The sequence below is a fragment of the Sinomonas gamaensis genome, assembly GCF_005876955.1.
Classification (GTDB): Bacteria; Actinomycetota; Actinomycetes; order Actinomycetales; family Micrococcaceae; genus Sinomonas; species Sinomonas gamaensis.
Genome location: NZ_SSCL01000005.1, coordinates 1 through 12,573 on the forward strand (window position 1 = coordinate 1; position 12,573 = coordinate 12,573).

General features: G+C 66.1%; 13 protein-coding genes and 3 tRNA genes. 2 read left to right on the top strand and 14 right to left on the bottom strand.

Annotated elements, in window-relative coordinates:
• Positions 1 to 104: 104 nt before the first annotated feature.
• On the bottom strand, positions 105 to 320 hold the full coding sequence (locus tag E5679_RS08425; RefSeq protein WP_171042295.1) for an ATP-binding cassette domain-containing protein: 216 nt from the start codon (positions 318 to 320) through the stop codon (positions 105 to 107).
• A 23-nt stretch (positions 321 to 343) separates the two neighbouring features.
• Positions 344 to 604, bottom strand: coding sequence for a hypothetical protein (locus E5679_RS08430; RefSeq protein WP_138414760.1), 261 nt, complete (start codon positions 602 to 604; stop codon positions 344 to 346).
• Between the two features lie 604 nt (positions 605 to 1,208).
• On the opposite strand from E5679_RS08430, the gene E5679_RS08435 reads away from it, so the two are divergent.
• Positions 1,209 to 1,676 (top strand): hypothetical protein, encoded by a 468-nt coding sequence (locus E5679_RS08435; protein WP_138414762.1) that lies wholly within the window; start codon positions 1,209 to 1,211, stop codon positions 1,674 to 1,676.
• Between the two features lie 70 nt (positions 1,677 to 1,746).
• Here E5679_RS08435 and E5679_RS08440 read toward each other — a convergent pair.
• The 12 genes from E5679_RS08440 to E5679_RS08495 form a co-directional block, all read right to left on the bottom strand.
• Positions 1,747 to 1,823, bottom strand: a tRNA-Ile gene (locus E5679_RS08440).
• 59 nt (positions 1,824 to 1,882) lie between these two features.
• The gene (locus E5679_RS08445; RefSeq protein ID WP_138414764.1) at positions 1,883 to 3,103 is read right to left on the bottom strand and encodes a glycosyltransferase; all 1,221 of its coding nucleotides are present in this window, start codon (positions 3,101 to 3,103) and stop codon (positions 1,883 to 1,885) included.
• A gap of 22 nt (positions 3,104 to 3,125) precedes the next feature.
• Complete coding sequence (locus E5679_RS08450; protein ID WP_138414766.1) at positions 3,126 to 4,043, bottom strand: DMT family transporter; 918 nt, start codon at positions 4,041 to 4,043, stop codon at positions 3,126 to 3,128.
• Positions 4,043 to 4,699: a CDP-alcohol phosphatidyltransferase family protein gene (locus E5679_RS08455; RefSeq protein WP_138414768.1), complete on the bottom strand. Its 657-nt coding sequence runs from the start codon at positions 4,697 to 4,699 to the stop codon at positions 4,043 to 4,045. Before E5679_RS08455 ends, E5679_RS08450 begins: the two co-directional genes overlap by 1 nt.
• Before the next feature lie 28 nt (positions 4,700 to 4,727).
• Positions 4,728 to 5,642, bottom strand: coding sequence for a phage holin family protein (locus E5679_RS08460; protein ID WP_138414771.1), 915 nt, complete (start codon positions 5,640 to 5,642; stop codon positions 4,728 to 4,730).
• 137 nt (positions 5,643 to 5,779) lie between these two features.
• Positions 5,780 to 6,190 carry a hypothetical protein gene (locus E5679_RS08465; RefSeq protein ID WP_138414773.1) on the bottom strand — a complete coding sequence of 137 codons (411 nt, stop codon included), beginning with the start codon at positions 6,188 to 6,190 and terminating at the stop codon, positions 5,780 to 5,782.
• 22 nt (positions 6,191 to 6,212) lie between these two features.
• Positions 6,213 to 6,288: transfer RNA gene (locus tag E5679_RS08470), tRNA-Asn, on the bottom strand.
• A gap of 38 nt (positions 6,289 to 6,326) precedes the next feature.
• A tRNA-Asn gene (locus tag E5679_RS08475) sits at positions 6,327 to 6,399 on the bottom strand.
• A gap of 52 nt (positions 6,400 to 6,451) precedes the next feature.
• Positions 6,452 to 8,326: a DNA primase gene (dnaG, locus tag E5679_RS08480; RefSeq protein WP_138414774.1), complete on the bottom strand. Its 1,875-nt coding sequence runs from the start codon at positions 8,324 to 8,326 to the stop codon at positions 6,452 to 6,454.
• A gap of 13 nt (positions 8,327 to 8,339) precedes the next feature.
• Positions 8,340 to 9,641 (bottom strand): deoxyguanosinetriphosphate triphosphohydrolase, encoded by a 1,302-nt coding sequence (locus tag E5679_RS08485; RefSeq protein ID WP_138414776.1) that lies wholly within the window; start codon positions 9,639 to 9,641, stop codon positions 8,340 to 8,342.
• Entirely contained in the window at positions 9,625 to 10,833 is a 1,209-nt protein-coding gene (gene dusB, locus E5679_RS08490; RefSeq protein ID WP_420821066.1) for a tRNA dihydrouridine synthase DusB, read from the bottom strand. The genes E5679_RS08485 and dusB overlap by 17 nt, the downstream gene beginning before the upstream one ends.
• Positions 10,830 to 11,777: a hypothetical protein gene (locus tag E5679_RS08495; protein ID WP_138414778.1), complete on the bottom strand. Its 948-nt coding sequence runs from the start codon at positions 11,775 to 11,777 to the stop codon at positions 10,830 to 10,832. Before E5679_RS08495 ends, dusB begins: the two co-directional genes overlap by 4 nt.
• A 133-nt stretch (positions 11,778 to 11,910) precedes the next feature.
• Here E5679_RS08495 and E5679_RS08500 point away from each other — a divergent pair, with 133 nt between their 5' ends.
• A complete protein-coding gene (locus E5679_RS08500) occupies positions 11,911 to 12,558 on the top strand; it encodes an NADPH-dependent F420 reductase (protein WP_138414780.1) in 648 nt (215 codons plus the stop codon).
• The last annotated feature ends 15 nt before the right edge of the window (positions 12,559 to 12,573 follow it).

Sequence of the window (12,573 nt, forward strand, 5' to 3'; positions counted from 1 at the left end):
CACGCCCTCCGCGCGATGCAGACGACGGATCTCGGCCCAATCCTCCACTCCCAACACCCTCCAAGCGTCGCGGAGGGGGTCAAAATTCACGCGACCCCAGAGGGTCAGTCTTCACGAGTCGCCGACACCCCGATGAGGACCGAGCCCTCCGTGGGGGTCAAGAGTCCCGTGAGGATGTGGAGGCCGGTCGTCTTTCCGGAGCCGTTCGGGCCCAGCAGGCCATAGATCTTGCCGGCCTCCAGACGCAGGCTGAAATCGGACAGCGCGACCTGCTTTCCGTATCGCTTCCCGACGCCGTGGACGTCAACGCTGAAAATCACACCAGCCCCCACATCACTGTCCGTCAGGCCTTGCAGTAGGCCTTGAAGGTGCCACCCGAGTTCCACGACGGGAAGTCAAGCGCGGGATACATGCCCTTTTGCTGGCACGCGATCCACCACGCAGTGAAAACGCCGAAGACCACGATGAGCGCCAGAGGGACCAAGATGAAGACGGCCCACCGGTCGGTCCGGTACTGCGAGCTGGCGGCGATTTCTGCTCGTTCCCGGATTGTTGATGTCAGCACAGCGCCTGCCACGGCGCCCCTTGCCAGGAGTAGGTTCATGAGTTCCTCACTTCCATGCGAAATGAACGAATTGATGGTCTGCGGCTCTACGGCCGCTGCGGATTAGTCCTCGCCTTCCCCGCCTCCCTTCTCGGACTGCCTAGTATTGCTAGACAAAACGGGTACGAAGAAGATCTCAACAGGCAAGCCGAGGGCCTCGCTGATAAGCCGAGCCTTCTTGGGGCCATTCACTGATCGAGTCCGCCCTGCCACGAGATTGTCAATGGTCCCCGGAGCACAGCCCACATACTCGGCGAGGCTGCGGTTCGTCCATCCCTTCCGGGCCATCTGATCCACGAGGATGTCACGCGCAACGAGCCTCATCCGCATCTCGGCGTGCCACCCCCTTCGGTACGTCCGACCCCCAAAGCATGCAGTGAAGCCATTCAATCTGGGGGAACGCATCTTCGTCAAGTCAGAGGTAACGCAAATTGAAGTATAGTTAGGCAAATCTTAGGCACCGTTTGGGCATCTTCCGCGCCAAGCCAGCGCTGGCAGGTTGGAAAAGTTAGGCACTTCTTAGGCATGGCCTGCAGCAATGTCAGCGACGGCGGCGCCAAGCTGCCTAAGATTCAGAGGTTGGAACAAGGATGAGGGAACCGTGATGAGTCAGCAGGACCTTGCGTCGTTGCTGGCAGACGTGAAGTCTGCCCGCCGATGGTCGTTCGAGGCCATGTCGCGGGCATGCGGGGGCGTGCCCACAGGCAAGCGGCTATTCCAACTCATCAACTCGCCGCTGAAGAACTTCCCTGACCCGGACACGATTCGGGGCCTTCAACGGGCCACTGGGGCGAGCGCGACGGAGATCGTCATGGCGGCGGCACGCTCTCTGGGGCTGGATGTGAGCGAATCTGATCCGGATGCACTTCACATTCCCGGGATCTCCCATGCCCCGGACTCGACAAGAGAAGCCCTCCTCGCCCTTGGACGCGAGGTCTCGGCCCTCGTCGGCGACCAGAAGCCGGAAGCCCTCCCCCGCGATTGGCATGACTTGGCCGCATACGAGGGCCCACAGGATCACCTCGAGCGCGAACACGCCTGGAACGCCAGAGGCGAAGAACCTCAGGCATAGCATCAGCCGCAGCCCATCGGCTGACGGGCGGCAACGAGAAGGCCCCGGAATCCAGAACGATTCCGGGGCCTGGTAGGGCTACTGGGACTTGAACCCAGGACCAAGGGATTATGAGTCCCCTGCTCTAACCGGCTGAGCTATAGCCCCCCAGCCCGGGCGCAGTGCACCCGGGCCTTCCCATCCTAGTCGGTCTCCTGAGAGGCCGATCAAACGTGGGGTGGAATGGTGTCCGCGCCCCGGTACAGCGCCTCGAAGGTGTCGAGCGTGTACGTGATGCTGTGCTTCTGCACCATCTCGTGGCTGACCTTGCCCATCGCGAGCCGCTCGGCCTCGGGCAGTTCCAGAATCGCCGCGATCTTGGATGCGAGGTCGTCGCTGTCGTTAGGCCGGAAGAGGAAGCCGTTGTCGCCGTCGCGCACTAGATGCGGCAGCGCCATGGCGTCCGCGAGCACCACCGGGGTCGAGGCGCTCATCGCCTCGAGCGTCACGAGGGACTGAAGCTCTGCGGTGCCGGGCATGCAGAACACGTCGGCGCGCAGATACGCCTCGCGCAGCTCCTCATCGGACGCCAATCCGAGGAAACGGACACGCCCGCCAAGGCCAAGCCGCTCGACCTGGGCGTCAAGACGGTGGCGAATTTCGCCGTCGCCCACAATCTCGAGGTGTACATCGAGCTGGGCTGGCAGCTTGGCAACCGCGTCGATGAGGACATTGATGTTCTTCTCTTCGGCAAGACGTCCGGCGAAGAGCACCGTGGGCCAGGGATTCCTGCGGGCCTGCTCGCCCGGGCGCAACTCATAGGCATGGGCGTCGATCCCGTTCGACAGCGGGATGACCTTGTGGAGGAAGGCATGATTCCGCATGGCCTCTGCGGCCAGCGGCGTGGGAGTGGTGACGACATTCGCCTTGCCCATGACCTTGCCCATGTCCTTCCAGGACACCCGGCCGACGATGTCCTTGAACCACTGGGGGAACGGAAGGAACGGGTTGAGGTTCTCCGGCATGAAGTGATTCGTCGCGATGATCCGAATCCCTCGCCTGGCCGCCTCGTAGAGGACGTGCTCGCCAATCATGTAATGGCTCTGGATGTGCACGACGTCCGGCTGGACACGATCGAACAAGAGGGAGATTTCCTTCTTGATCTCCCAAGGGAACACCACGCGGAAGTACGGGTGGGTCGGCACCGAGTGGGAGCGGAGCCGGTGCACTGTCGCCTCCGGCCTGAACTCGCTGAAGCTCTTGCCCTTCTCCGAGCGGCTCGCGAGCACGTGGACATTGTGGCCGCGCGCTGTCATTCCCTTCGCGAGGCGGTAGCCGAATTGCGCCGCGCCATTGACATGAGGCGGGTAGGTGTCGGCGCCGATCAGGATCGTCAGCGGCTTGGCGCTCTGTGCCGCGCGGTCGGGCTCAGGGTCGGATGGAGTCACGGTTCCTCTTCTGGTCGGCCGGTCACTGTCCTGGCTCAGCGGACCCCCGGAGTTCACGGGCGGCCTCGTTCCGTCGGCTGGTCACCTCGGGATGGTGCCGGGACAGGGCAATGACACCCACGATAGCAATGAGGGCCGCAGCAGCCATGGCAATCCCCACCACGGGCGGCACGTGGGGCATGAGCTCGTGGAGGATGGCGATGCCGATCGCCACCCCCACCATAGGGTCGATCACCGTCAGGCCGGCGATGACGAGGTCCGGCGGCCCGGAGGAATAGGCGTTCTGCACGAACCACGAACCGAGGCCGCCCGCCGCAGCGATCGCGATGATCGAGTACCACTGCACGTTCAGCAGGAACAGCCCGTTCGGGTCGAGCAGCTGGCGTCCGATGATCCGTGTCAGCACCGCGACGAAGCCGAAGAGGACGCCCGCGCCGAGGATGAAGACGAACGCATTGAGCCGCTGGCGCAACGCCACGGCGAGACTGCCGAACACGGCGATGGCGACTGTCAGGAGAAGCACGATCGTCAGCTCTTCGGTGGCGGAGACGTTGTGGTTCTCCTGGGTCGCGTTCACAGCCAGGAGGACGAACAGGGCGGATCCGGTGACGCAGGCGGTAATGGCGACGACGGTCGCACGGTTGAGCGTGATCCCCTGATCTTTGGAGTTCACCACCGTCGTGATGACGAGGGCGATCGCACCGATGGGCTGCACAACGGTCAGCGGCGCCGAAATGAGGGCGACCATGTTCGACACGAGCCCGAGGAACAGCAGGAAGAGACCCAGAAGCCAGCGGGGATTTCGGAGCAGCCGGAAGAAGCCGTTCGAGCTCAGCCCGAGACCGCCCGTGTCGAACTTCACAGCGCTGCCTTGGCGCTGTGCTCCGAGCGCGAGGAACAGGGCTCCCAGGAGCGCGAGGATGACGGCGAACCACACCATCAGGAGCGCACCCCACCAATGCCGCGGGCACCGTCGTCCTCGGATCGCCGCCCGCCGCGCACGGGGCGGCCCTTGCGGACGATGGCCCAGAAGTAGTTGTAGCCAGCCACCCAATGCCCCGCGAGGCCGAGGCTCAGGAAGACCCATGCGGCGACGAGGTAGGCGTCGGCCCCCGGGAGCGGCAGTTTCGAGACCACAAGCAGCGGCGTTCCGATCAGCAGGAGCGCCGTCCGCAGCTTGCCCACGCGGCTGACCGGAAGATCAGGGTGGCTGTGGAAATAGAAGAGGGAGGCTGCGCCGAGAATGGCGTCCGGCACCACGAGCGCAGCAAGGTACCACCACTGGACCACGTCCGCGAGGACCAGCGTGAGAGCCACGGCGAGCAGGGCGAGCCTGTCCGCCGCAGGATCCAGAATGCGCCCCAGTTTGGAGGTCTGGTCGAAGCGGCGGGCGACGTAGCCGTCCACCCAGTCCGTCCCGCCCAGGAGCGCCAGGACGAGGACGGCCCAGCCGTATTCCCGCGCGCCCAGGACAAGCCACATGAACAAGGGCACGCCCATGAAGCGGATAACGGTGAGGACGTTGGGAATCGTCAGCACGCGGTCATGGTGGACAGCCGGCCGTCCGGGCCGGGAACCAGCACCGAACATCCTCATCGGATACCCCGTAAAGAGGCCGGCGGCCTCAGCTTTGGACCAGCTTGCGCAGGAGGACCACGAAGGCCGTCGTCGACACCGCGAAGGCGGCGATCGGGGCCCAGCGCTCCCTGACCGCCTCGCCTACCGCATTCGGAGCTGCTGGACCGCTCTCCGACGAGCGGGCTGCCGACGACGCACTCGGCGTCTCCGCCCCCCGGGCCGTCGCACGCGCCGTCGCCGAACGGGCCATGGAGAGGGCGGCCGCGCGGAGCCGGTAGAAGCTCTCGCGGGCATCCTCGGCCAGGCCTTCAGCCTGGCGCTTGACGTCGAGTTCCTCGACCAGATCATCCCTGACGTCAAGAAGATGGTCGCGCCGCTTGGCGATGCGTTCGCGAAGCTCCGCTTCGCTGGGCGTCGGCGGCTTGATGCGTCCGTGGGCCCGGTCCTCTGCGGCCTTCTCCATCTTTGCCTTGGCCTCGGCGGCTTCCTTCGCTGCCTTGGCCCGCTTGTACTGGATTGTAGAGGGGTCGAGAACCCGCGGGTCGAAGGTGCGCCCCTCCTTCATCACGCCGAGATCATGGCGGAAGCTACGGATTGCCTCGGCTGGGATCAGGGGCATGGCTTTCTTGACCCTGCCGACGCCCACCAGCGAGGCAATCAGCAGGAGGACAAGGCACACAGCCCCGACGATGAGGGCGGCAAGCCACCCGGGCATAATCGTCGCCAGACCAAGGATCGCTGCGACGACGAGCGCGATGACGAGCAGGCCGAGGAAGACGAGGGCGACACCGAAGAGGGCCGCCCCGATTCCGGCCTGAGTCCCGCGATCCTTCAGCTCGTACTTGGCGAGCGCGACCTCGTCGTTGAATTGACGGGGCCCCAGCCGTGCCGCCTGGCCCACCAGGTCCGGCAGGGCCGCGAGGCGCGGCCGCCTCCCGGCAAGCGTGTGGCGTCCACTCATCGCTGGGCCCCTTCCCCTTCGGGCATTCTCTTGACAGGACCGTGGCGGTCCGTCACCAAAGCTACCATCGACCCCGCTGTCAGCGGGCCAAGCAGGGGTGAATGCGGGCAGAGAGGCGGCTTCAGCAGCAGATGAAGTCAGCCGATAGTCCCGAAAGCCGCTTCGGCGACGAGGAACTGCTCGGCGGCTACGACGGCGGCCGCGAAGGCATCGGCGTCGGTGGTGGACCCGCGGGGACCCCGCGGCTGCCACTCGTGCCTGGCCGTCAGCACAGGCTCAAGTCCGTCGCCCGGCGGCGCGTAGTAGATCGCGAACCGTTGGACAGGCCAACCGGCGGGGGTTTCAGGGGCTACGAGCAGCGCGGAGTTGGCGGAGTAGTTGATCCACTGGGCGATGGGGCGCCGGTGATCGCGGACGAACATCCCGTCGGCGTAGTGCTCCGCGGATCCATCACCGTAGATCCGCTCGTACCGGACCCGCCAAATCGTCAGGAGTGGGCCCTCGTAGCGGGTCCATCCCGCAGGCAACGACACCCTCTGCGCGGCCATGGATCCATGATATTCCGGGTAGTGGCTCCCCCGACTGGACTCGAACCAGTAACCCTTCGATTAACAGTCGAATGCTCTGCCAATTGAGCTACGGGGGAATGGGCTGTCTGCCCTCACGAGGGCAGACAGCTCCAAGCTCCCCCGACTGGACTCGAACCAGTAACCCTTCGATTAACAGTCGAATGCTCTGCCAATTGAGCTACGGGGGAAGGCGCAACGCGGTCCAGAGTAGCAGGATGGGGGCCCCGACCGGAAATCGGCTCAGTCCCTCTGACGGAGCTGCCGCCGCCGGAGCTCGAGCTCCATGAGCTCCCGGTTCAGCCGGTGCCGTTCGTCCGCAGAGGCGTCCGGTTCGAGCCGCTGGAGCTGGCCCATGAGCTCGGCTTTCCGGGCCGTGATCTGCAGTTCGAACAGGCCGGCGAGGATGTCCCGGCAGTACCGTTCGAGGGATTCGGGGGTCGCGGCAGGCAACGGTGTCACGGCGAGCTCGGCAAGCAGAGGGCGGAGCGGCTCCGGGGACTCGTCGCGGATCCGCTCCATCCAGCGTGCAAGTCCCTCACGCCCTGATTCGGGACGCCCTGCCGCTCCGAGAGCAGCGTGGACCGCCTGATAGGCCGGCGCCGTGAAATGGGCCTGCCCCACGTGCAGCCACGCGTCGTCGTCCAAGAGGTCTGGGTGCTGGAGGACGACTTCGAGCGCTTGCCGCTCCATCGTCGCCACAGGGTCGCGAGGATCGGGTCGTGCAGAGCGCTGGGGCGCAAAGCCTTCGACGGGGGCCGGGGTCGGTGCCGAGGCTGGCGCAGACGATGGCGCGCGGCGACTTGCGGCGCCCACGGCGCGGGAAACGTCGTCGGGCGCCATCCCGAGCCACTTCGCGAGCTCTCGCGTGTAGGCGGGACGGATGGCGTGATCGCGGATCTGGGCGACGACTGGCGCCGCTTCCCGCAGCGCGGCGACCCGGCCCTCCACCGTGTTGAGGTCATGCTTGCGGAGTGAGGCCTGGATCGCGAATTCGAACAGGGGCCGCCGCGAATCGATCAGCGCAACGACAGCCGCGTCGCCGCAGTGCTGGCGCAGCTCGCAGGGGTCCATCCCGCTGCGCTCCACCGCCACGAAGGTCTGTGCGACGAAGCGCTGGTCCTCCTCGAACGCCTTGAGCGCGGCCTTCTGCCCGGCCGCGTCGCCGTCGAACGTGAAGACGACCTCTCCCCCGGTCCCGTCATCCGACAGAAGGCGACGGGCGATCTTGATGTGCTCGCTCCCGAAGGCCGTGCCGCAGCTCGCAACTGCCGTATCGACCCCGGCGAGGTGACAGGCCATGACGTCTGTGTAGCCTTCGACGACGACGAGCTGGCGCTTCTTCGCGATGTTCCGCTTCGCGAGGTCGATCCCGTACAGGACCTGCGACTTCTTATAGAGCGCGGTCTCCGGCGTGTTGAGGTACTTGGGACCTTGATCGTCGTCGAACAGACGCCGCGCTCCGAAGCCGATGACATCCCCGGCGATGTCCTTGATGGGCCAGATCAGACGTCCACGGAAGCGATCGTAGAGCCCCCGATTGCCCTCGGAGAACATCCCGGTCAACTTCAGCTCGTCGTCCCGGAAGCCCTTGCCCCGCAAGTGCTTGAGGAGGCCGTCCCACCCCTGGGGCGCAAACCCGACGCCGAACTGCTCCGACACCGTGCGGTCGAATCCCCGGTCGAAGAGGAACTGCCGTGCGCCGGCAGCAGGGGGGGTCAACAGCTGGTCGCGGAAGAACTCCGCGGCGATCTTGTGGGCATCGAGCAGGCGCTGACGCCGCCCGACTTCTTCGCGGCGCGGTCCTGCGCCTTCTTCGTAGTGGAGCTCGTAGCCGATCCGCGCTGCCAGCTTCTCGACGGTCTCCGCGAAGGCCGTATGGTCCAGCTTCATGACGAAGCTGATCACGTCACCGCTCTCGCCGCAGCCGAAGCAGTGATAGGTGCCCACCTGCGGGCGCACATGGAACGAGGGAGAGCGCTCGTCGTGAAATGGACAAAGACCTTTCCACGAACCGATCCCGGCACTCTTGAGGGTGACATACCCCTCGACGACTTCACGGATGTCGGTGCGCGCACGCACCTCGGCGATGTCTTCCGGTTTGATCAGGCCTGCCACGCCACCACCTTAGTCACCACAGACTGGGCAGGCTTCCGACGAGCCTCTCGTACCAGGCGAGAGCGGATGCGTCGGTCAGCGACGCGACTTGATCGACGACCACCCGGAGACGCGCCCCATCGTCGTCCGCGGCTCGCCAGTCGGCTGCGAACATCGGCTCCAGATGCCGGTCTCCGCTTGCACTGAGGGCAGAGACCAGGGAGTGGAGCACCTCGCGCTGCCGCTCATAGATGGGCTGGCGATGATCCGTGGTCATGACGAAGGTGGTCGCCAGCCCCTTCATGACGGCAATCTCCAACACCGTCTCCTGAGGCACGACGACCTCGCCCGCATAGCGTGTGAGGGCGGACTCCCCGTATGCGGCGCGGGTCAGTCCCAGCGCGCTGTCACAGAACCGGCCGATGAGCTGGCTGGTCATGTTCTTGAGCGCCGCCATCGACTTTCTCGAGCCGTCCGCCTCGAGTACCCAGACGGGCGTGGACTCGAGCCGCGCGAGGGCGGCATCGATCTCCGCCGGGTCGCTGTGGGGCAGGTACCACTGCTGGGTGTAGCCGATGACCCTCGCCCGATGGTCGGGGTTTGCCATCCACCTGAGCTGGAACTTGCCCGCCACGATGGCGTCTTCGACGTCGTGCACCGAGTAGGCGATGTCATCCGAGAGATCCATCACCTGGGCTTCGATGCAGCTCCGCCCCGGTGGAGCGCTTTGACGAATCCACTCGAAGATCGCCAGATCGTCCTCGTAGGCACCGAACTTGCTGGTGCGCTGACCGTGGACGAGCGGGGCATCCCTTGCGGTCCAAGGGTATTTGCAGGCCGCGTCGAGGCTTGCACGGGTCAGGTTGAGCCCGGCCGGCCGGCCTTCAGGGTCCAGCACCTTTGGTTCAAGGCGCGTGAGGAGCCGCAGAGTCTGGGCATTGCCCTCGAAGCCCCCGATCCGGTGTGCGATCTCGTTGAGCGCGCTCTCCCCGTTGTGGCCGAACGGGGGATGCCCGAGGTCGTGGCTCAGGCACGCGGCATCGACGACGTCCGGGTCGCAGCCGAGAACCCGGCCGAGCTCACGTCCCACCTGGGCAACCTCGAGCGAGTGTGTAAGACGCGTGCGGACGAAGTCGTCGGTGTCCGGTGCCACGACTTGGGTCTTGGCACCGAGCCGGCGCAGCGCCGACGAATGCAGCACGCGGGCGCGATCCCGTTCGAAGTCGCTCCGATAGCTCTTCTTCCTGGGTTCGGCCACCCAGCGCCGGCTGTCCTCTTCGGTGTAGGCGCCGAGGACGTTGCGTCCGTCCTTGAGCGCCTCAGCCACCTGACACATCCAGCTCGGCGGCGGCGATGTCCTGCGTCTGCTCGTCGTTCATGCTCCGGCTCTCGAGCCATCGGTGCGGTAGCGCGGGCCGCTTGGGCGATCCCGCCCGGCCCCTCGGCCCTTCGGCGTCCGCCCCCGGGTAGGGAGCCGACGGGTCGACTTCGTCGAGCAGCTCGCGGAGACCCGCGAGCGACGAAACCTGGGCCAGCCGCGCACGCAGTTCGCCACCCACGGTGTACCCCTTGAAGTACCAGGCCACGTGCTTGCGGATATCCCGCAGGGCCTTGTCCTCGTCCTCGAAGTAGTCGACGAGAAGCTCTGCGTGCCGGTAGAACGCTGCGGCCACTTCGCCCAGATTGGGCTGGATCCGGTCTGCGCGCCCCTCGAAGGCCGCTTGGAGATCTCCGAAGAGCCATGGCCTGCCTTGGCATCCGCGACCCACCACGACGCCGTCCACGCCCGTGTGCCTCACCATCCGGATGGCGTCTTCCGCGCTCCAGATGTCTCCGTTGCCGAGGACTGGGATGTCCGGCAGAGCTTCGCGGAGCCGCGCGATCGCGTCCCAGTCGGCCGTCCCCGAATAGAACTGGGCGCAGGTGCGGCCATGGAGGGCAACCGCGGCCACCCCGGCATCCCGTGCGATCCGTCCGGCGTCCAGATAGGTCAGGTGATCCTCGTCGATGCCCTTGCGCATCTTGATCGTGAGCGGAACGCCGCCGCGCTCCGCCTCCCGCACCGCGGTCGTCACGATCGAGGTGAAGAGATCAGTCTTCCACGGCAGGGCCGAGCCCCCACCGCGCTTGGTCACCTTCGGAACGGGGCAGCCGAAGTTCAGATCGATGTGATCCGCCCTGTTCTCCTCGACGATCATCCGCACCGCCTGGCCCACCGTCACGGGATCAACCCCGTAGAGCTGCACCGAACGGACCTTCTCGTCCTCGTCGTGGGCAATGATCCGCAGCGACTCCGGATGACGCTCGACCAGCGCCCTCGAGGTCACCATCTCCGCGACATACAGGCCGCCGCCGAATTCACGGCAGAGCCGACGGAAGGCCGTATTGGTGATGCCCGCCATCGGGGCGAGGACAACAGGGGTGGTGATCGTGTGGCGACCGAGCCTGAGCGGCGGCAGCTCGAGCCGGGCCGGCGCAGATCCAGCGGGGGCAGCGGCTTCGGAAGGAACGGTGGTCACGGCAGTCACCCATCCATTGTGTCAAACTCCCGCGGGCGCTCTGGGACGGCGGCGGGCGTTCCGATTGGGATCTCTGCCGTCACTGGCTTTCCGGGGGCCCACCAGAAGACTTCGCTGCTGAGCGGGGCCACCTCGTCCGCCCCCAGGATCGACGCGAGATCGCGGATCCGATCCACGTCCTCCTGCGTGGTCTCTTCGGTCACGAGATGAAACCCGAGGAGCCGGTGCGCCGGAATGCAGAACAGGACGCCGAGCGGGCCGACCTCGAGCCCGAGAACCTCCATGAGACGCTCCGGGTACGCGAGCCAGGCCGCTTGGCGCGGGTGCTCTGATTCGAGGACGACCATCGCCGCGCCGCTGGGTGCCGCGTAGACCGTCGGCGCACCGAGTCCAGCCTCGAAGAGGTTGGCCGCCCCCACCTCCCACGCCGCCTCGGGCCCCCCGGCCTTCGAGAGGTGGATGTCGGCGAGGAACGCGGACGTCTGGCGATGGCGGACCGCGAGGAGAAGAGGCAAGCCGCCGACCCGCCGACTGTAGCTGTAGTCCTCCTGCAGTTGCCCTTCCGGAATCCTGCCGGGGGCCGAGAATCTGGGGAAAAGCTCGGATCGGAGCTCCTCCCTCCCGAGATGAGGAGGTGCGGCAAGGGCTCCGCTGACGAGCTGGCCGACAATCTCGGCCACGACTGCCGGCCACTCCTCTTCGTCTACCTGCGCTGCCTCGCGGGCGATGGTGCTGAAGCCGAGCGTGGCTCCAGGCGACCGGAAGGGCCCGCCGGTGATCACGAGGTGACTTCCCCGGTCCCATGCCCTGTAGCCGAGACCTCGAATGGCCTCGGCACAATGCCGCCGCAGGACATCCGCATCGCCCCGCGAGAAGCCTGGAAGGAAGCGGTCCGGAGCCTCCGGATCCTGCTCCTGAACCCGAATCTTCCGCAGCCGTTCTGCTTTCCCCATGGTGTCCCCTGTCCCGTCTTCCTTCGATGTCGTCGACGCTATCGGCCGGGCGAACCCGGGAGGACGGGACAGGAGGCGTATGTGGATAACCTTCCCGAGGGAATAGTCCCGCCTCGCACCGGTTGGACTGGTCATGACGACTCTTGGACTCATCGGCAGCGGTCACATCGGCTCCCAGCTTGCTCGGCTCGCGGTGCGGAACGGATACGAGGTGGTCCTCAGCAATTCGCGCGGACCCGAGACCCTCAAGGACCTCGTTGACGAACTCGGCCCCACGGCGCGGGCGGCCACAGCGCGGGAGGCAGCGGCCGCTGCCGATATCGCCGTCGTGGCGATCCCCCTCAAGAACATCGGACGGGTACCGGCCGAGGAGCTCGCCGGGAAGATCGTGATCGACACCAACAACTACTACCCTCGACGCGACGGCGAGATCCCCGAGCTCGAGTCCGAGGAGACGACCACCGCCGAGCTGCTCCAAGCCCATCTGCCGGCCTCGCGCGTGGTGAAGGCCTTCAACCACCTCTACGCCCGGGATCTGACGGGAGATTCCCTGCCGGCCGGGTCGCCGGATCGGCGAGCCCTAGCGATCGCCGGCGACGACGCCGACGCCAAGTCCGAGGTTGCACGGCTCATCGACGCGTTCGGCTTCGACACCGTCGACGCCGGACCGCTGGCCGAAGGCTGGCGATTCCAGCGCGACGAACCGGCCTACATCCACCGACTCGACAGGGAGAGTCTGACCCGCGCCCTTGGCGAGGCGAAGCGCTACCGGGACATGTAGCTACTGCGATGTGTA

What these genes read in the sequence shown, in the direction of transcription:
- E5679_RS08430 (WP_138414760.1), bottom strand. Translation starts at nt 604, where the DNA reads ATGAACCTACTCCTGGCAAGGGGCGCCGTGGCAGGCGCTGTGCTGACA.
- E5679_RS08460 (WP_138414771.1), bottom strand. Translation starts at nt 5,642, where the DNA reads ATGAGTGGACGCCACACGCTTGCCGGGAGGCGGCCGCGCCTCGCGGCC.
- E5679_RS08465 (WP_138414773.1), bottom strand. Translation starts at nt 6,190, where the DNA reads ATGGCCGCGCAGAGGGTGTCGTTGCCTGCGGGATGGACCCGCTACGAG.
- E5679_RS08500 (WP_138414780.1), top strand. Translation starts at nt 11,911, where the DNA reads ATGACGACTCTTGGACTCATCGGCAGCGGTCACATCGGCTCCCAGCTT.
- E5679_RS08435 (WP_138414762.1), top strand. Translation starts at nt 1,209, where the DNA reads ATGAGTCAGCAGGACCTTGCGTCGTTGCTGGCAGACGTGAAGTCTGCC.
- E5679_RS08485 (WP_138414776.1), bottom strand. Translation starts at nt 9,641, where the DNA reads ATGTGTCAGGTGGCTGAGGCGCTCAAGGACGGACGCAACGTCCTCGGC.
- E5679_RS08495 (WP_138414778.1), bottom strand. Translation starts at nt 11,777, where the DNA reads ATGGGGAAAGCAGAACGGCTGCGGAAGATTCGGGTTCAGGAGCAGGAT.
- E5679_RS08450 (WP_138414766.1), bottom strand. Translation starts at nt 4,043, where the DNA reads ATGGTGTGGTTCGCCGTCATCCTCGCGCTCCTGGGAGCCCTGTTCCTC.
- E5679_RS08455 (WP_138414768.1), bottom strand. Translation starts at nt 4,699, where the DNA reads ATGAGGATGTTCGGTGCTGGTTCCCGGCCCGGACGGCCGGCTGTCCAC.